This window comes from Chryseobacterium sp. ERMR1:04, assembly GCF_001297705.1.
GTDB lineage: Bacteria > Bacteroidota > Bacteroidia > Flavobacteriales > Weeksellaceae > Chryseobacterium.
On the sequence record NZ_LIRF01000008.1, the window covers coordinates 82,960 to 102,144 of the forward strand.

14 protein-coding genes are annotated in these 19,185 nt (G+C 34.1%); 7 read left to right on the forward strand and 7 right to left on the reverse strand.

The window, feature by feature from the left end:
• The first annotated feature begins 185 nt into the window (after positions 1 to 185).
• Positions 186 to 1,181 carry a zinc metalloprotease gene (locus tag AMQ68_RS17645; RefSeq protein WP_054511932.1) on the forward strand — a complete coding sequence of 332 codons (996 nt, stop codon included), beginning with the start codon at positions 186 to 188 and terminating at the stop codon, positions 1,179 to 1,181.
• A 50-nt stretch (positions 1,182 to 1,231) separates the two neighbouring features.
• Here AMQ68_RS17645 and AMQ68_RS17650 read toward each other — a convergent pair whose 3' ends face one another.
• From AMQ68_RS17650 to AMQ68_RS17665, 4 genes are all read right to left on the reverse strand, one after another.
• Positions 1,232 to 3,097, reverse strand: coding sequence for a M1 family metallopeptidase (locus AMQ68_RS17650; RefSeq protein WP_054511933.1), 1,866 nt, complete (start codon positions 3,095 to 3,097; stop codon positions 1,232 to 1,234).
• 100 nt (positions 3,098 to 3,197) lie between these two features.
• Positions 3,198 to 5,570 (reverse strand): outer membrane beta-barrel protein, encoded by a 2,373-nt coding sequence (locus tag AMQ68_RS17655; RefSeq protein WP_054511934.1) that lies wholly within the window; start codon positions 5,568 to 5,570, stop codon positions 3,198 to 3,200.
• A 228-nt stretch (positions 5,571 to 5,798) separates the two neighbouring features.
• Positions 5,799 to 6,635 (reverse strand): GLPGLI family protein, encoded by an 837-nt coding sequence (locus tag AMQ68_RS17660; RefSeq protein ID WP_054511935.1) that lies wholly within the window; start codon positions 6,633 to 6,635, stop codon positions 5,799 to 5,801.
• A gap of 92 nt (positions 6,636 to 6,727) precedes the next feature.
• Positions 6,728 to 7,072 carry a GLPGLI family protein gene (locus tag AMQ68_RS17665; RefSeq protein WP_054511936.1) on the reverse strand — a complete coding sequence of 115 codons (345 nt, stop codon included), beginning with the start codon at positions 7,070 to 7,072 and terminating at the stop codon, positions 6,728 to 6,730.
• Positions 7,073 to 7,269: 197 nt separating this feature from the next.
• On the opposite strand from AMQ68_RS17665, the gene AMQ68_RS17670 reads away from it, so the two are divergent.
• The 3 genes from AMQ68_RS17670 to AMQ68_RS17680 all read left to right on the forward strand — a co-directional run bounded on the left by AMQ68_RS17670 (position 7,270) and on the right by AMQ68_RS17680 (position 10,168).
• Positions 7,270 to 8,589, forward strand: coding sequence for a sensor histidine kinase KdpD (locus AMQ68_RS17670; RefSeq protein ID WP_054511937.1), 1,320 nt, complete (start codon positions 7,270 to 7,272; stop codon positions 8,587 to 8,589).
• On the forward strand, positions 8,579 to 9,265 hold the full coding sequence (locus tag AMQ68_RS17675; protein WP_054511938.1) for a response regulator transcription factor: 687 nt from the start codon (positions 8,579 to 8,581) through the stop codon (positions 9,263 to 9,265). Before AMQ68_RS17670 ends, AMQ68_RS17675 begins: the two co-directional genes overlap by 11 nt.
• Positions 9,266 to 9,355: 90 nt before the next feature.
• Positions 9,356 to 10,168: a DUF3658 domain-containing protein gene (locus tag AMQ68_RS17680; protein WP_054511939.1), complete on the forward strand. Its 813-nt coding sequence runs from the start codon at positions 9,356 to 9,358 to the stop codon at positions 10,166 to 10,168.
• 117 nt (positions 10,169 to 10,285) lie between these two features.
• On the opposite strand, the gene AMQ68_RS17685 is transcribed toward AMQ68_RS17680, so the two are convergent.
• From AMQ68_RS17685 to AMQ68_RS17695, 3 genes are all read right to left on the reverse strand, one after another.
• The gene (locus AMQ68_RS17685; protein WP_054511940.1) at positions 10,286 to 12,484 is read right to left on the reverse strand and encodes a M1 family metallopeptidase; all 2,199 of its coding nucleotides are present in this window, start codon (positions 12,482 to 12,484) and stop codon (positions 10,286 to 10,288) included.
• Between the two features lie 78 nt (positions 12,485 to 12,562).
• Positions 12,563 to 13,444 carry an SDR family oxidoreductase gene (locus AMQ68_RS17690; RefSeq protein ID WP_054511941.1) on the reverse strand — a complete coding sequence of 294 codons (882 nt, stop codon included), beginning with the start codon at positions 13,442 to 13,444 and terminating at the stop codon, positions 12,563 to 12,565.
• 448 nt (positions 13,445 to 13,892) lie between these two features.
• Positions 13,893 to 14,303, reverse strand: a complete 411-nt coding sequence (locus tag AMQ68_RS17695) for a DUF1573 domain-containing protein (protein WP_054511942.1) — start codon at positions 14,301 to 14,303, stop codon at positions 13,893 to 13,895.
• Between the two features lie 171 nt (positions 14,304 to 14,474).
• Here AMQ68_RS17695 and AMQ68_RS17700 point away from each other — a divergent pair, with 171 nt between their 5' ends.
• The 3 genes from AMQ68_RS17700 (at position 14,475) to AMQ68_RS17710 (ending at position 19,042) form a co-directional block, all read left to right on the forward strand.
• The gene (locus AMQ68_RS17700; protein WP_054511943.1) at positions 14,475 to 15,722 is read left to right on the forward strand and encodes a sensor histidine kinase KdpD; all 1,248 of its coding nucleotides are present in this window, start codon (positions 14,475 to 14,477) and stop codon (positions 15,720 to 15,722) included.
• Between the two features lie 17 nt (positions 15,723 to 15,739).
• Positions 15,740 to 16,420 carry a response regulator transcription factor gene (locus AMQ68_RS17705; protein WP_054511944.1) on the forward strand — a complete coding sequence of 227 codons (681 nt, stop codon included), beginning with the start codon at positions 15,740 to 15,742 and terminating at the stop codon, positions 16,418 to 16,420.
• A gap of 324 nt (positions 16,421 to 16,744) precedes the next feature.
• The gene (locus AMQ68_RS17710; protein WP_082384144.1) at positions 16,745 to 19,042 is read left to right on the forward strand and encodes a GH92 family glycosyl hydrolase; all 2,298 of its coding nucleotides are present in this window, start codon (positions 16,745 to 16,747) and stop codon (positions 19,040 to 19,042) included.
• The last annotated feature ends 143 nt before the right edge of the window (positions 19,043 to 19,185 follow it).

A 19,185-nucleotide genomic window follows, 5' to 3' on the forward strand; every position in this document is an offset into this window, starting at 1 on the left:
AATTAGCATTACCCACCACAACCTATTAATTAAATAATTCAACAAAAACATTGTTTTCATCTGAAATTAATAAACAACTACTCCTATTTTAACCGATAAAACACTGAGAAACAAATATTAGTGACAAAAAAATTGCAATTAAATTCTAAATAATATAATTTCACTTCACTAAAATTACATAGCTTATGAAGAAATTATTATTTGGAATCCTTGCTTTAGGATTCATGTCATCTTGTAACAACGATACGCTTTCCAATCAAAATGAAGATTCTACCAACCATCCAGAATCTTCCTCAGACCTTACCAACAAAAGAAACTGCCCTTCAGAAGAGATCAGAAAACAGGCTTTACAAGGCAGTTCAGAACTCAGGCAGCGATATACCGCTTTAGAAGCCAATACAGATAAATTTGCCAACGACCTAAAACTAGGAAAAGTACTTGCAGATGGTACCGTAGAAATTCCTGTAGTCGTAAATGTTTTATATAAAACTGCTGCTCAAAATGTATCAGATGCAAGAATTGCAGAACAAATTGCTGTTTTAAATGCCGATTATGGCGGTACCAATAGTGATGTTAGTAAAATACCTGCAGAGTTTCAAACAGTAAAATCGGGTAATGTAAAAGTAACGTTCAAATTAGTCAATACGATAAGAAAATCTACTACTAAAACAAGCTGGAGTGCTAACGATACCATGAAAAAAGTTTCTACCGGAGGTATTGACGGGACTAAACCTGCCAATTATTTAAATATCTGGGTAGTAGGCAGCATGGGAAATATTCTTGGATATGCCACTTTTCCGGAATCTTCAGGATTATGGAATGATGGTGTTGTTATTGCCGCTCCTTACTTTGGAAAAACAGGTGCCTCATCTCCATTTAATTTAGGAAGAACCGCCACTCATGAAGTGGGACATTATTTAAATCTTAGACACATCTGGGGAGATGCCAATTGTGGAAACGACCTTGTAGCTGATACTCCTACACAAACTACAGCGAGTACCGGTAAACCAACCTATCCGCAATACAATACATGCAGTGGCGTTTCACGATCTATCATGTTTATGAATTATATGGACTATGTAGATGATGCCGCCATGTTTATGTTCTCTGCAGGACAAAAAGCAAGAATGCAGTCTGTAGTAGCTTCTTCAGGCGCAAGATCAGGATTAAGAGTGAATTAAAATTCATCCATAAAACAAATGAAAGCCTTCATCATCTGAAGGCTTTCATTTTATAAATTTTTGAAATTATCTTCCGGAGTATAATCCATAAAAAGATCTCCATCTAAATTCACAGATTTCACTTTCTTTTTAATTGGGATTGTTAATACCGCCTGTTTTTGGTCTTTCTCCCATAATGCAGGGGAAAAATGAAGCTTTTCAACCGTTCCGTCTTCATAGGATAATATGGCATCAAAAGGAATGGCAAATCCGCCTACATTATCAACATTTACGGTTAAAAGATCATTTAATTGTGAAACGTACGTTACTTTTAAATCAATATAATTATTGGTATAAAACCAATTATTCCAAAACCAATTTAAGTTTTTTCCTGAACCCGCATTCATCGAATAAAAATAATCCCACGGAATTGGATGCTTCCCATTCCAGTTATCCATATAATGATGTAGCGCTTTTTTAAATATTTCATCACCCAAATAATCTTTCAAAGCCAGATAAGACAAAGAGGCTTTTACGTAAGAATTGTTTCCGTATCCGGCTCCGCTTACCTGTGTACTCATTGAAATAATAGGTTGATCTTCTTCTGTAGAAGGATCTTTGATCCATTTTTTAACTCTAAAATTTTTATAGAAATCTTTCGCAGCAGCTTCGCCGTTTTCATCAATTCCAATTAAATATTCCAATGTAGTTGCCCAACCTTCATCCATAAAAGCATAACGCGTTTCATTGATTCCCATATAGAAAGGAAAATAGGTATGTGCAATTTCGTGATCAGCCGTTAATCTCGCATCCTGAAAATTATCCGGAATCGTAGAATCATTAATCATCATTGGATATTCCATATCTGCATATCCTTGAATCGCCGTCATTACATTATACGGGTATTCTACACCCGGCCATTTTTTAGAGAACCAATCCAGATTATAACGCATCCAGTCTACGTAATGTTCAAAATCTTTCGCTCCTGCTTTGTATCCTGCCTGAACGCTGGCTCTTTTTGTTTTTAACTGAACGCTGGCCGCATCCCAAACATAATGATTGCTTAATGCAAAACAAAAATCGGTGATGTGGTTGGCTTTAAATTTCCAGACATTCCATTTATTTTGCTTGGTTACTTTTCCCGATTTCATTTCCTGCTCGGTAGCAACATGCATTAGTTTATCACTTTTTAAAGAAGCTTTATATCTTTTTAAATATTCTGCCTGAAGAACCTCATCAGGGTTTAAGAAATCTCCCGTTGACCAAACTACATAATTTTTAGGTGCCGAGATTGCAAATGTATAATCATTAAAATCGTTATAAAACTCCTGTCTGTCAGAATGCTGAATCATATCCCAACCATTATAATCGTCATACACAGAAATTCTTGGGAAAGAATACGCTACATAAAAAGTTTCGGGATCTATCTGTCCTTCTCTTCCACTTTGTACGGATAAAGGATATTCCCATTCAATTTTAACCTCCGCTTTCGCCTTAGATTTTAAAACAGAATTCAATTTCACTTTCTCAAACGTACTCCAATCTTCACTGTTGATGGCATACTTTTCACCATTTACGATGAAAGATTTAATATGTAAACCAGATGACAGAAAATCCTTAGACACCACACCCGATCTTGGCGATTGAGGCTTGTGAAGGTTATTCACAAATCTTATGGCTAATTCATTCAAATCATTTGGGCTGCTGTTGGTATAAACAATTGTTTCTTTTCCTGAGACAATTTTAGTATTGGCATCTACTTTTACCTCAACGTTATAAATTCCTTTGTTTTGCCAGTAATTTTTTCCGGGAGCACCAGAAACATCTCTTGTTCCGTTTTCATACGCTTTTTTAATATTTCTCGGCATGTACAATTCCTGTGCAGAAGACGTCTGCCATGAAGTGACCATTATTAATCCGAAAAGGAATTTCTTCATTTCTCTACATTTTAAAAGATAGGTCTCAAAATTAAGGAAATTGTAACAGACAGCCTCCGATTCTTTGTTCTAGAAATTATAAATTTTAGTTAAAAATATTCTACATTCTATCTTGTTCATCCGCTTTTTTAATTGCTTTTACGTTTTTCACAGCCTGGTTCCCAAAATTAAATTTTAACGAAATAATAAAGTTTTGAGTATCTCTATAGTCTAGAAAATAATTATCCTGATTACCATATTTAGTGCTTATCTTCTCTTTAGACGTTTTAAAAATATCATTAAACATCAAACTTCCCTCTAGTTTTTTATTGAAGAACTTTTTATTCATTACAAGATACGTAGCCGAAGAACTCGATATTCTGAAAGTTCCCTGTATAGAAGGCGAATTATAACGATGCCCTACTTCCAATTTCCAATCACTGCTTTTCTGCAAAGTGAAACTTGTAGAAACATCCGAAACCCAATTCCAAACTTTATTCTTGTATAAAAGGTCATCAACCCCAATAAAATAATTTTCATTATGCTCGATATTTTCAGAAACACTTAAGCTCCACCAAGGCTTAATCTGGAAATTTTTATAGACGCTTAATCCATACGCCTGTCCTTTTTCAATATTTGTGTAATGATAAATCAGATTGTTATTACTTGGGTCCTGGTAAGAGATTTCCATTGAAGGAGAAATTTCTTTACGGTAATAAAAATCGAGATTCCATTCTTTCCAGGTATACGTGAAATTAAGATTATGAATAATCGTGGCTTTCAATTTCGGATCTCCCTGAAAATAAGAAAATAGATTGTAGTATGATTTTGCAGGATTCAACCAAGAATAAGAGGGTCTGCTGATTCTTTTCCCATAAGACAATCCAAATTGATGATTACCTTCTGTAGTATACTGAGCATATAAAGTGGGAAATAATTTCCAGTAGTTATTTTCATTGACCTCATAAGGTTCTGAAACAATCCCTTCTAAATCTGTTTTTTCTGCCCGAAGTCCGGCTTTGAAATTCCATTTCCCAGGATTGTAAGAAAGCGATGAATAGAGGGCAAAATTGTGTTCTTTGTAATCAAAAACATTACTTTTATCTGCTCTGTATTGTAACTGACCGTTTTCATTATCCGAAAAATCTAATTGGCTATTGGTCTTTACAAAACTATATTTGGAACCGGATTCTAATTCCCATTTATCATTTTTCCATTGATAATCAAATTGGGTAGAATACAACTGAACATCACTTTTGTTATTGGTGACAAAGTTATTTTCTTTTGGAGATTGATTTACAAAATCAAGATACGTCAATACGTTTTGATATTTCTGATTGTTGTTTCCTGCGAAATAATTCGTCCATGTCAACTTACTTTTCTTATTCAGTTTTCTATCTGCCTGAAAACTCACCGTATTATTGATGGAGCGAGAATTATGGTCATTAATTGTTGTATAATTGGACTCTACAACATCCTGACTGTTACAAATTAAAGTAGGCACATTATACGTCCCGAAAGATTTCGGATTAAAAGAACCTGAATAATTAAGACTTACATTCGTAAGACTGTCTATTTCATATTCCACATTAAAATTCAAGGTATTCTGGCTTTTATTTTGGTCTTTACGGTTCATTGTGCTGACCCATCTTTGCTGATCTTCTATATAATTTACATAATCAGTCCCTTCTCTGTAATACGTTCCGGTTCCACGATAATAACTTCCCATTACAGAAAGTTTATCTTTCTTATAGTATTGAGAAATCCCCGCTACGCCTTTTGCATACTGACTTTGTACATATTTAGAAGAAAGAACTCCACGATAACCTTCTATCTTATTTTTCTTTAATACAATGTTCAACACAGCGCTTCCTGACGCTTCATATTTCGCAGGCGGATTGGTAATTACTTCTACCGATTTCATATCGCCACCTTGAGTGTTTTCCAATAGATTTTTCAATTCATCACCCGTCAGCATTACTTTTTTATCGTTAATGGTTACGAGAATACTTTGACTTCCTTTAATCGCCAATACATCATTACTTGAAGTTACGCCCGGTGTCTTTTTAAGAATTTCCCATGCGTTGAGCGAAGAAATATTACTATTTTCTACATTAAATTCTAAACGGTCTATTTTCCTTTTTACCAAAGGCTTTTGTTTGGTCATCACCACTTCCTGAATATCCTGAATGTCTTTTTTCAAAACAATCAGTAAAGGCTGATTCTGTTGTTCCAGATCCAGATCTTTTTCAAATTTGGAATATTCTAAGTCTTTAATCACCAGCTTCACAGAATTTTCGGGAATACCTTCCAGCGTAAAAACTCCATTATCATTGGTCATTAATGTTTTCAGCAATATATTTTGAGAATTATAGACTTCAATAGAGACTAAAGAAAGCTTTTCATTCTGAGCATTCGAAACGGTTCCCTCAATCTTTTGTTTTTGTGAAAACATAAAAATCGGAAAACATAAAAAAAGAAAAAATTTATACATGATTAATTTTTTAATGAGGACCGATGTTTATAAACAGGAAATATCAGCCGACAAATATTCTGATACAAAAGTCTAGTTTACCCGAGAGAATTTCGGTTAACAGAAGGTTAATGGTAGGTTAAAGCCTATTTTACCATTTTTGATCTTCCTGCATTAAGTGGGTGCAAAATAAAAAAGGCTTGAACAACAATCTATTCAAGCCTAAAACAATAATTAGTTAAATGTTTTTTAAGGATAAGGAATCACTTTATCTAATTCTATGGGGTTATAATATTTTTTTATTTCTGCCTGAGTTTGTTTAGATAATTCCCCAAACTCTTCTTTACTTTTTATTTTCCTTCCGTTAATCTGAACATTCCAATCTGGCTGAAAATCTGTTCTCATTCTTGCATAAGGGTCATTATAAAATTCTAAATTTAATTTTATCCAATTTTTAAAATTAATCGCAATAGGCATTAATGAGTAATGTCTTTCCACAAAAGCATTCGTATTATAGGTTTTTGGTAAGTTCTTATTTCTTGAGAAAGAATATATAAAATTTTTCTTGCTATCTTCTACATACATAATCAAACCAGGCAGCCCTCTAAATTTATAGGGACCTTCTGAAATAGCAATATCTGAAGTAAACCATGCGACCCAGTTTCTTCCTCCAAATTTAGCGGTAGCTTTTTGAAGATTATAGCCTTCCATTTTCTTTGTTTCGGGTTCTATTTTCCACTGAATATGATCTTCCGTTTCAAAAACATAATAATAAGGCATCATCATAATCTGCACATAATTTTTATTCTTATGAGAATCTTTTTTTCTAATAAGCGTTTGCCCGCTCTGGCTTGTATATTGAGCTGAGCTGTCACCATGCAGAATATTAATCGAGTCACTCACTAGAAAATTATATTCATAAAATTTTACATCATCCGGATTCACATCTAATACCATTTCCTGTTTGTCATACTCCGCAATGGTAGAATCTGGTTTATATTGAAGTTCATAGATAAACCGATGGGTTTGTGCATTTGTAAAAATGCAGCAGGATACTACAATAAAAAGAAGAATTATTTTTTTCATTAAAGGATTAATTATTTAGGATTAAATATTTATAACGCAGAATAATTAATCCCTATTTGTGTATGATATCATGGTTTGTTTTATAGTAGTCTTTACCCTTTTAAATTCTTTTTATACACAAAGTCTTTATCATTATCTTCCAAATACACAACAAATCCCGGAAGGCCTTTGAATGTAAACAGTCCTTCGGAAACTGCAATATCTGTAGTGAACCAAGCCGTCCAGCTTTTTCCATCGAATACAGCTGTTGCTTTTTGAAGATTGTGCCTGTTATTTTCTTTTGACACCTTCTCAATTTTCCATTGAACATGATCTTCTGTTTCAACACTCACCGTTACTTCCCTTTGTTCGTAAACCGTCTTAGATGAATCAATTTTATATTGCGCCTTTACAAAAGTGCCAACTGATAACATCAAAAGAATACTTATTTTTTCCATGGAGTCATTTATTATAATAGACATTCAAAAATTTCATAGAGTTGCCAATTTCTATTTCTTTATTTTTAAACAAAAGAAAAACAGACTTTTATCGACGCTACAAAAATCAATATATAATCTAAGAATTTCGGTTAATGAAAGGTTAATGATGAGTTAACGGCTATTGAAGAAGTCCTAAAGTTTTTATATTTGTTATCATGATTTTGAAAAGTAAAAATCTCATTGCGCTCTTTGCCGCCCTGTTCCTACTTCTTTTAGGGATACAGGCTTATTTTATGTACAAGACCTATCAGGTAAAAGAGCGGGAAATTTACAGAGATGTACATAATAAGCTTACTCAGCATACCGATGATCTTGAAGATAGAAGAGGCTTAAAAAAAGCATCAGATGAATCTCTCCAACATATTTTCATTGAGTATACTGATAAAAAAATCGATAAAAAAGACTTCTTAGAGCTGTTTGAACAAAATAGAAAAAGTACCAAAGATCAGCTCAGTAATTATGTAGATAAACAATTTGAAAAAGAAGGCTATAAAGTTGCCGTAAGAATAGAATACTTATCAATTATCTTTCTCCCTAGCAATACCAATTTGCTTGAAAAACCTGTCATCCTTTTTGAAACAAGAAATAAAATTGTAAAACCAGGAATTTCAAATACGGGAAATTGGCAAACCTCTTCTAAATCAACATCAGACGATGATAAGAAAATAATTAAGAACAACAGCTTCCGCGTAAAAAGCCAGACAGATTTTGAAATATTAAATATTAAAAGCATCGTTTTCAAGGAATTGACCCTGCTTTTTCTATGTTGCATTGCGCTCCTTACAAGTGTATTAGTACTTTATATTTTCACAGTTAAAAATTTAATTAAACAACAGAAACAAGTTGAAATTTTACACACTGTAGTCGATAATATCTCTCATGAGTTTAAAACGCCGATTGCTACTTTAAAAATAGCATCCAAAGCGTTGAAAAAAGATTGGAATCCGGAAATGCTTCCCTTAGTAGAGCGACAGATTTCCCGCCTTGAAAGTCTCATGCAACAGCTTCATAAAGATGAAACAGAAAATGAGATTCAAGAAATACAACCTGAAGATTGGGATTTCTTTATTAAAGATCTTGCTTTTACCTATCCTCAGATTCAATTTGTTTTAAAAAATGGAATTTCTCAGCAGCTTCCTTTTGATAAAAATCTTATGGAAACAGTTATTAAGAACCTCTGCGAAAACAGTGTAAAATACGGATCATCTCTTGTTGAGGTTCATATTTCTAACCTACAAAAAAAACTGGAAATCAAGGTTTCAGATAACGGAGAGGGCATCGAAAAAAAGGAACTTAAGAATATTTTTGAGAAGTTTTACAGAATACAATCCAACAACATCCATAATACAAAAGGATTAGGATTGGGTCTTTATTTTGTTAAAAAGATCATCGAAAAATACAACGGTAAAATAGAAGCAGAAAGCACGATTAAAGAAGGAACAACTTTTAAAATAACCATTCCTTATGAAAATTAAAATTCTATTGGTGGAAGACGATGCTGATTTTGGAATGATCCTTAAACAGTATCTTGAGCTGGAAGACTTCGATGTAACCTGGTTTCAAAATCCTGAAGGTGTTATACCCATTTTAACCTCAGATTTCAATTTCCAAATCGGCATTTTGGATATTATGATGCCTAATATGGATGGATTTTCTCTCTCTAAAATAATTTTAAAAGAAAAACCACAGTTCCCTATCCTTTTTCTGACTGCAAAAAACCAAAAAATAGACCGTCTGACGGGCCTTAAAATTGGCGCTGATGATTATATTGCAAAACCCTGCGACCCTGAAGAATTAATTCTTAGAATTAAAAACATTTTAAAAAGAACTTCCCATTCTACATTACAAGTGCATGTGAAAATCGGAGCCTATAATTTGGATTCTGAAAAGCTATTGCTATCTCACCCAACAGGAGATATCCGTTTAACGATTCGTGAAAAAGATCTTTTGCTGTACCTTTTAAAGCACAATCATCAAATGATAAAACGTGATGATATTCTGGATACGCTTTGGGAAACCAACGATTATTTCACAGGAAGAAGCCTCGATGTATTCATCAGCCGATTGAGAAAATATCTGATTGAAGATCCAGCAATTAAAATTCAATCGCTAAGAGGAATCGGTTTTGAAATAGATTTTCCTGAAAAATAAGTTTTGTTAAAAAGAAATGCTAATTTTATAATGGTGAAAACTCCAATTCATTGTTATGATATTTAATTGATTAACTAAAAAAATAAAGTGATGATCGATTTAAAAAAAGCAATTCATTTAGTGTACAGCAATCCGGGAAGAGGAACGTTAGAATCTTATTTTAGAACTCATTTTCCGAATGACAAAATACAAATACACTGTATTTATAACGACCTAACCACAGGGCCTGTGACTGATTTTACCTCTACGCCCGATTACGAAAAATTCACTTCATACTGGAAAAGCATTGATACTGTTTGCTCTCCCAACAGAGATGAAAATGAGGATGAAAGTCACTTCCAGTTTTCTGATCTTTCTTCTGAATTCACGATTGATTTCCCAAAAGAAAAGCCATTAATTATCTGGCACGGAAGCGAAGCAGGTGAAAAACTGATGTTATATCGCTATTGCAGTCTTTTAAAAGACCGAGAACTCCATGAGATCAATTTAGACGATTGGCCTATGGCTTCGGAAAATGATTACACTACCAATTGTTTAGCCATACAGGATCCTGAAGATTTAGATGGAATTTTCAATATCAGAAAAAAAATAGAAGAGCATCATAAATTATTATATGGCAACGAATGGGAAAGACTAAAAGGAGATCAAAAAACAAACAGAATATTACAGGATGACGGCATCATCTCAGTAAACGAAGAGTATTATGATCAAAGTATTTTAGACAACTGCACTTCAGATTATCAAAAAGCAGCCAGAGTGATTGGAGAAACCATGGGAAAACAAAAATCAACTATCGGAGACTATTATCTTTTGTACAGAATCCACATGCTGATCAAGCAAAATCTACTTGAATGGAAAGGGAATCTGTCTATCATGCGCCATTTAGAAATCAGAAAAAAATAAGTTTTATTTCATTGATTAAAGCTTATCATTTATTTTAAATCAACAAAAAAACTTCTCTGCGAGAGAGAAGTTTTAGAGATCTAATTATATTGTTGTAATACGCCTATTTCAAGAGTATTATTCTTTGGTGAATTTGAATTCTCTTCCACTTTGAGTAAAAGTAATTCCTTTTTTATCCTTGCTAAAAACCACAACAAGCTCTGCCTGATCAAAAGTAAACGTATTGTCTCCCGTGTATTCTAAAGGAAATCCTGACTGCCCGCCAGCTTTTGCATACAGCTTTCCGTCTTGCTCAGAAAATATAATCTTAACCGGAGCATCTTTGCTTCCATAAGTTCCCGTGAAATCTTTAATCGTAATTTTCTCAATTGGTTTTGCCTGCGCGCTGGTCCAGCTGTTATTTTTCATATTGATATCAGGGATTTGAGAATTTGGATCTAATTTCACTTCATCAATTTCTTTATTAGCATCTACTTTGAAAGTCCATTCTGTATTTCTCTTCCAAACCTCAACAGGTAATTTTACAATTTTGGTCGTTCCATCTTTATACTTCACCTGAACAGTTGTTGGCATCGGTAACTGACCAAGGTTTTCAACAGTAATTTCAGCCCCATTTTTAAAATCACCATTCACATATTTTACATTCTTCACAGATTGGTCAATTTTCCATTTGTTGAAGAACCATCCTCTCCAGAACCAATTCAGTTCTTCACCCGAAACATTTTCCATGGTATGGAAGAAATCCCAAGGTGTTGGATGTTTGAAAGCCCAATGATCGATGTATGTTCTGAATGCTTTATCAAACTTTTCAGGACCAAGAATTGAATTTCTTAAAATATCCAATCCCATTCCTGGTTTATAATACGCAAGAACGCCAATATTTCTTTCCTTCATATTATCCGGACCTACCATAATCGGTTCAAACTGATCACTCATTAGATAAGATCCCGTTTGAGCAATATTCGGTTTTTTATAATATTCTCCTTTATTAAAAGCTTCTGTAGAAAGTCCGTTAATAAAAGTATTAAACCCTTCGTCCATCCAAGCAAATAATCTTTCGTTGGAACCTACGATCATTGGAAACCAGTTGTGTCCGAATTCATGGTCTGTAACGCCCCAAAGACTTTCCCCTTTAGAATCCATATGACAGAAAACAATTCCCGGATATTCCATTCCGCCTTCATTTCCTGCAACATTGGTAGCTGCCGGATAGGTATATTCATACCATTTTTGTGAATAATGTTCTATGGCTGCTTTTGTATATTCTGTAGATCTTCCCCATGCTGCTTCACCTCCGCTTTCTGCAGGATAAGCAGAAATAGCGATGGATTTTTTACCACTTGGTAAATTAATTCTCGCTGCATCTAATACAAATGCCGAAGAAGAAGCCCAAGCAAAATCTCTGGCCTGATCTATTTTAAATTTCCATGTCTTAGTTCCTGAAGCCTGATTTTTTCCAATTTCAGATTCTGAATGAATCGTAACTGTTTTATCACTATTTCTAGCCTGGCTCCATCGGTTGTTTTCTTCTTTACTATAGACTTCTTTTTCATTAAGAAGCTCTCCTGAAGCTACCACATAATGATTAGCAGGTACGGTGATATTGGCAATAATGTTACCATATTCTAAGTAAAATTCTGATGCTCCCAGATAAGGCATTGTATTCCATCCCAACACGTCATCGTACACACACATCCTAGGATACCATTGCGCGATGGTAAAAACTTTTCCATTTTTGGTCTGCTGTACACCCATTCTGTCAGATCCATATTCAGGAGAAACAAATGAGTAGTCAATTTTAATTTTAGCAATACCTCCTTTTGCTTTAAGCTCCTTCGGAAGATCGATCTGCATTCTTGTATCAGTAATCGTGTATTTCACGTCTTTACCATCCAATTGTACAGATTTAATTCTATATCCACCATCAAACGCTTCTCCATGAGCTCCGTTTCTACTTCCAGCAATAGGAACAACAGCATTCCCACGGGAATCTTTTGAAAATAAATTTTGGTCAAGCTGCAACCAAAGAAAGCCTAGTTTATCAGGACTGTTATTGGTGTAAGTAATTTCTGCAGTTCCTGAGATTTCGTTTTTAGCATCATTCAGACTCACATTCAGATTATAGTCTGCCGAGTTCTGCCAATAGGCATGTCCGGGCTGGCCACTCGCCGAGCGGGTTTCTGTACCCGTCTGAGGATAAAAGAAAGGCTTGAATACCTCTGCATAATCATATTTTGGAGCTTCCTGCGCAAGAACAGATCCTGAAAACAGGAATACAGCCATTGCAGAAGCAAGGATTGGAAGTTTAAAATTCATTATGAAAAGTTTTATAATCTTAATAGGATAGGTAAAAAAAATCCCGGAATTGTTACAAATCCGAGAGTTTCATAGGTATTAATTTGATTTTTTTGCTTTGATCATCGCTTCCAGTGCATCCCACATTTCTTGCGGAATATCTTCGAGCATATTAAACTCGCCTGCTCCCTGCAGCCATTCACCGCCATCAATGGTTACCACTTCACCATTTACAAAAGATGAAAAATCAGAAACTAAGTAAGCGGCAAGATTTGCCAATTCCTGATGTTCACCTACCCTTTTAAGCGGGTTTTTCTTGGCTAAATCAAATTGATCTTTCATATCTCCAGGAAGCAATCTGTCCCACGCTCCTTTGGTTGGAAATGGTCCCGGTGCTATTGCATTAAATCGGATATTATATTTACCCCACTCTACGGCAAGAGATCTTGTCATCGCTAAAACTCCCGCCTTGGCGCAAGCAGATGGAACTACATACGCAGAACCTGTCCATGCATACGTGGTTACGATATTTAAAACCGTTCCAGGAGTCTTTGAGTCAATCCAGTGTTTTCCGATAGAAAGCGTACAGTTTTTTGTTCCTTTCAATACAATATCCAGAATAGAATCAAAAGCAGAATGCGTCAATCTTTCTGTTGGAGAGATAAAGTTTCCGGCTGCGTTATTTAATAGAATATCAATTCTACCAAATTCTTTCAAAGTAGCTTCTTTCATTGCTTCTACCTCATCCCAATTTCTTACATCACACGCAACGCAAAGAACTTTACCTCCAGTTTCTTCTTCCAGTTCTTTTGCCGTTCCCTGTAGTTTCTCTAAATTTCTGGAAGTAATCACCACTTTTGCGCCCAATTGAAGAAAATATTTGGTCATTGCTTTTCCAAGACCGCTTCCGCCACCTGTAACGATGGCTACTTTATCTTTTAGTGCATCTTCACGCAACATGGGTTGTGTATATAGATTCATATGTTTTAATTTTTCCTAAAAATAATGAATATTAAAATGTAATGCTTTAAAATAAATCAAGAAATAATGCTATAAATAATTGTTTTACATTTTATTGTCTTAACCGTAGAAGAATCAAAAAGAAATGACTGAAAATCCTAACCTTGATATTCTATATGTGAAAACAAACCTCACAGGTTTTGAAAACCTGTGAGGTTTAGAGAAAGATTCCGTTCTAGATTCCTATGGAATAACAAACTGAAGGTTGTTTTTGTGATAAAAAAATATGATGTAGACAAATACCTAGCCCTGATTGGAGCGACATCCTTTTTTGTTGCGGCCGGAGCGAAGCGGAGGCTGTAACAAAAAAGATACAGCGGAAAGCAGGAAATAGCTTCACATAAAAAACAAAAAAGCAGCCTGAAAATAAATGATCAGGCTGCTTTTATATTGAACAAGATTAAATTAATTATGCTGTAACAGTTCCTTTAAATGAAAGTGTTTTAGGCGTTTTGCTTTCACTTGTTGTAACGTTTACCGTTTTCATGAATGGGCCTGCAGCTGCAGCATTAAAACTTGCTTCTACAAATCCTTTTTTTCCTGGAAGAATTGGAGTTTTAGTATAATCTGCTGTAGTACATCCGCATGATGGCGCTACATTTTCTATAACAATTGGCTTTTTAGATGTATTTGTAAATTCAAATCTGATCAACTTCGGTTTTCCTTGAGGAATATTTCCAACATCAATAGATTCTGATTTCCACGTGATATCAGCTGCAATTGTTCTTACAACAGGAGTTCCTTCAGCAGGAAATACATTTGCATAAAACGGAGAACATGCTAACACAGCTAAAAGAGCAGTAATTTTTAAATTTTTCATGAGTATAAATTTTATTAATGGTTAAATATATAAAAAACGATTATTATTTTTCGATATAGCAAATGTAAAGCTGAATGTTGCTCCAACATGTTAACCGCTATCAAACATTTGTTAATAAGTTGTTAATGATAAAAGATTAATAGATATTTTTGGATAATATTGCTTCGGTAAATGGAAATAAAGAAACTCAATATTATTATAACGCTCGGCTTTGTTGCTATTATCGGAATTTTGATAGCCCAACTTTTATGGACCAGACAAGCCTATAATATTGAGGATAAAAAATTTAACCAAACCGTAAACATCGCTTTGCTGGAAGTGGTAGAAAAATTATCCGGAGGAAAAACGTCTTTTAACGAAAGTCCGGTACAGAATATTTCTAACGACTACTATGTGGTTAATATTAATAATGAATTTCATCCTGCCGTGCTGGAACATTATTTGAGAACAGAATTTACACGTTTACAAATAAATACAGATTACGTTTACGCATTATACAATTGCCATAGCGACCAAATGATGTACGGAAAATATATTTCGACTCATCAGGAAAGTCCTAATACCAAGATGATTAAATTTCCAAAACATTCAAATTTAGTCTATTATTTTTCCATCCGTTTTCCGGATAAGGCTACGTATCTTATCAGTTCCCTCCGTTTTTGGTATATACTCACCTTTGCTCTTATTATTATTCTCCTGGTCTATGTTTATTCTATATATACTATTATTCAACAGAAAAAATTCTCAGAGCTTCAACGTGATTTTATCAACAATATGACCCATGAGTTTAAAACTCCTCTGTCATCCATACTCTTGGCTTCAGAAGCACTCACGAAGCAACAGCTCATAAAGGAAAACCCTAAGCTACAAACCTACACTTCTATCATTACAGACCAAGGCTATAAGCTTAATAATCATATTGAAAAAATATTAAATATTGCAAAAAACGATGCTTCTGGTTTATCCTTAAAGCCTCAGAAAATAGTTTTATTGCCTTTCATTCTAGAAATTGTAGACACGATAAAACAGAAGAATGAAAACCTTTCTATCCAAATAGAAATTGAAAACAATACGTCAATATTTGCTGATGAATTTCACTTTACCAATATCGTTTATAACATTGTAGACAACTCCATCAAGTATTGTGAAACAACGCCCAATATTATAATTTCTTCTTTTAAAGATTCAAAAGGTTTATATTTAAAATTTAAAGATAACGGAATGGGAATTCCACCTAAAAATATTCCTCATATTTTTGATAAATTTTACAGAGTAAATACAAAAAAGAGTGATGAGGTAAACGGTTTTGGATTAGGTTTATTTTACGTTAAAAAAATCGTTCAGCAACATAACTGGAAAATTTCAGTGGAAAACAATACGGATGGAGGAATTACGATCACCTTGTTTTTACCTTCTTAAAAATATCAGTGCAAATCATGGAAAAATCTAAAATTTTATATGCCGAAGATGATAATACAATAGCCTTCCTCATTCAGGATAGCTTGGAAAGTTATTATGATATAGATTGTTATCCTGATGGAAAATCTGCATTGGAAGCATTCAATAGCAAAAGTTTTGACATTTGCCTTTTAGATATTATGATGCCCGAACTCAACGGATTTGAATTAGCACAATACATTCGTGATAAAAACGCTGAGATCCCTATTATTTTTATTTCAGCGAAAGCTTTGAAAGAAGACAGAATTAAAGGACTGAAAATTGGCGCAGATGATTATTTGGTAAAACCTTTCAGTATTGAAGAACTCATTCTAAAAATTGAAGTTTTCCTAAAGCGTTCAAAGAAAACAAGCACCACTCCATCAAAATACAAAGTCGGAAAATATGACTTTGATCCCAAAAACTACACATTACAAGATACATTAAGCACCATTAGTCTTACCCAGAGGGAATCTGAATTGTTATTATATTTTATTCGCCATAAAAATAGCGTTGTAAAAAGACAAGATATTCTTAAAGCCATTTGGGGAGATGACGATTACTTTATGGGACGAAGCTTGGATGTATTTATTTCGAGATTGCGAAAACTATTGGCTGATGAACAAAATGTAATTATTGAAAATCTTCATGGAATAGGTTTCCGGTTTTCTGAAAAATAGCCTTTCAATAATTTACTCCATTTTTGTTTTATCTATAAACCTTGAAACAATTAAAAATTTAACCGCAAAAGGGACAAAAGATATCCGCAGATTTTTAATTATTGTTTAATTGTTAGAAAACAAAAGCCACTCAAAAGAATAAAAAATCAAAGATTTTTAAAACTTATGTGCTCTTATTAGCGGTTTAATAATTAACTTAAAATACTAAAGTATTAATCTTTTGTTTCTTTTGTGGTTAAAATAAACACCTCTTTTAAAAATACATAATGATAAAAATTATTCTTTGATTTTATCTAAATTTACTCTTCAAAAAAATATTCATCCATGAAAAATTCGGGAATTTCTATTTTTCTATTATTTTTATCATTTAGTTTACATCTTAAAGGTCAACAATTCGAAAAGCTCTATCAATATGTCAATCCATTAATAGGAACGGAAAAAATGGGACATACGTATCCCGGAGCAACTGCCCCTTTTGGAGCTGTTCAGTTAAGTCCTGAAACAGATACTATTTCTTACGAACTCAATGGGAAATACAACGGTGACGTCTATAAATATTGTGCCGGATATCGTTATGAAGACAAAACAATTGTAGGTTTCAGTTCTACCCATTTTAGTGGAACAGGACATTCCGATTTAGGAGATTTCCTTGTTATGCCAACGGTGGGAAAATTACAGTTGAATCCCGGAACTGCTTCAAATCCTGAAAGTGGCTACCGAAGTAGATTCTCTCATCAAAACGAAAAAGCAGAAGCAGGATATTACAAAGTAAAACTTGACGATCAGAATATTTTAGCAGAATTAACAGCTACAACAAGAGTTGGAGTTCATCGCTACACATTCCCAAAGTCTGACCAAGCTCATATTATTTTGGATTTAATGGCCGGAATTTACAATTATGAGGGTAAAAATGTTTGGACGTATGTTCGAGTAGAAAATGGAAATACCATTACTGGTTACCGACAAACCAATGGTTGGGCAAGAACGAGAACAGTTTATTTTGCTATGAAATTTTCAAAACCATTTAAATCTTATGGTCAGAAAAATTATGACGGAAAACAAGTTTATAATGGTTTCTGGAGAAAATTTGACCAAACCAAAAACTTCCCAGAGATCGCTGGAAAGAACTTGAAAATGTATTTTGATTTCGATACCAATGAAAACGAAGCTATTGAAGTTAAATTGGCCATTTCACCCGTAAGCCAGGTAAATGCTTTAGAAAACCTAGAAAAAGAAGTGGGTAATCTATCTTTTGATGAGGTGAAAGCAAAAACACAGGAAACCTGGAATCAGGAATTAAATAAAATTGTCATTAAAGGTTCTGAAACTGAAAAGACAAATTTTTATACCGCCATGTACCATACCTTTATCAATCCAACGACTTACACAGATGTGAACGGTGAATATAAAGGGTTAGATCAAAACATTCACAAATCAGAAGGTTTTACGAATTATACGACCTTCTCTATTTGGGATACCTATCGAGCACTTCATCCTTTCTTTAACATTATTCAACCTAAAAGAAATGGAGATATGGTAAAATCGATGATGGCTCATTACGATCAATTCTCGATGAAGATGTTACCTATTTGGTCTCATTACGCGAATGACAATTGGTGCATGAGCGGTTATCACAGTGTGAGCGTAGTTGCCGATGCCATTATTAAAGGAAATTATAACGGTAATGCAAAAGCTGCATTAATGGCTTGCATTGAAACAGCCAACAAAAGAGATTACGAAGGCATTGGACAATACATTGATTTGGGATATATTCCTGCAGAAAAAAGTGGAACTTCGGTTTCCAACACCTTAGAATATGCGTATGATGATTGGGCAATTGCTCAATTGGCAAAACATTTGGGGGAAACAGAAATTTATAATCAATTCATCAAACGTTCTGAAAACTGGAAAAACAATTTTGATAAAACCATCGGATTTATGCGTCCCCGTTTAGCAGATGGAAGTTTCAAAAAAGATTTTAATGCACTGAGTACACACGGACAAGGTTTCATTGAAGGAAATTCATGGAATTACAGCTTCTTCGTTCCTCAAAATCCGGATGAACTAATTAAAATGATGGGCGGAAAGAAAAAATTCGCTTCAAAATTAGATGAGTTATTCACAATGCATTTGCCCGACGAGTTTTTTGCAGATACAGAAGATATTACAAGAGAAGGAATTATTGGCGGATATGTTCACGGAAACGAACCGGCACATCATGTTGCTTATTTCTACAATTGGGCAGGACAACCTTGGAAAACTCAGGCGCAAATCAGACGAATTTTAGAAATGCAATACAAAGCGACTCCCGATGGATTGGGCGGAAATGACGATACCGGACAAATGAGTGCTTGGTATATTTTGAGTTCACTTGGTTTTTATCCCGTGGCTCCAGGTTCAGAAGATTACGCGATTGGAAGTCCGGCTGTAGATCATGCTGTTCTGAATTTAGAAAACGGAAAAACTTTTGAAATTGAAGCCATCAATCAAAGTCCTAAAAATGTATATGTTGAAAAAATTCTTCTCAATGGAAAAGAAATAAAAAACTTTACATTGAAGCATTCTGATATTATGAATGGTGGAAAACTGAGTTTTTATATGAGTGCTAAGGCGAAGAAATGATTTGTTTAAACACAAATGACACTAATGTTTAGCACTAATTTTCACAAATAAAACCCGTAATACTGTTATTCAGAATTAAGTAAATTTGATTGAAGAATATTCTCAAAGTTTGTCATTCTGACGAAGGAAGAATCTCTATGGTA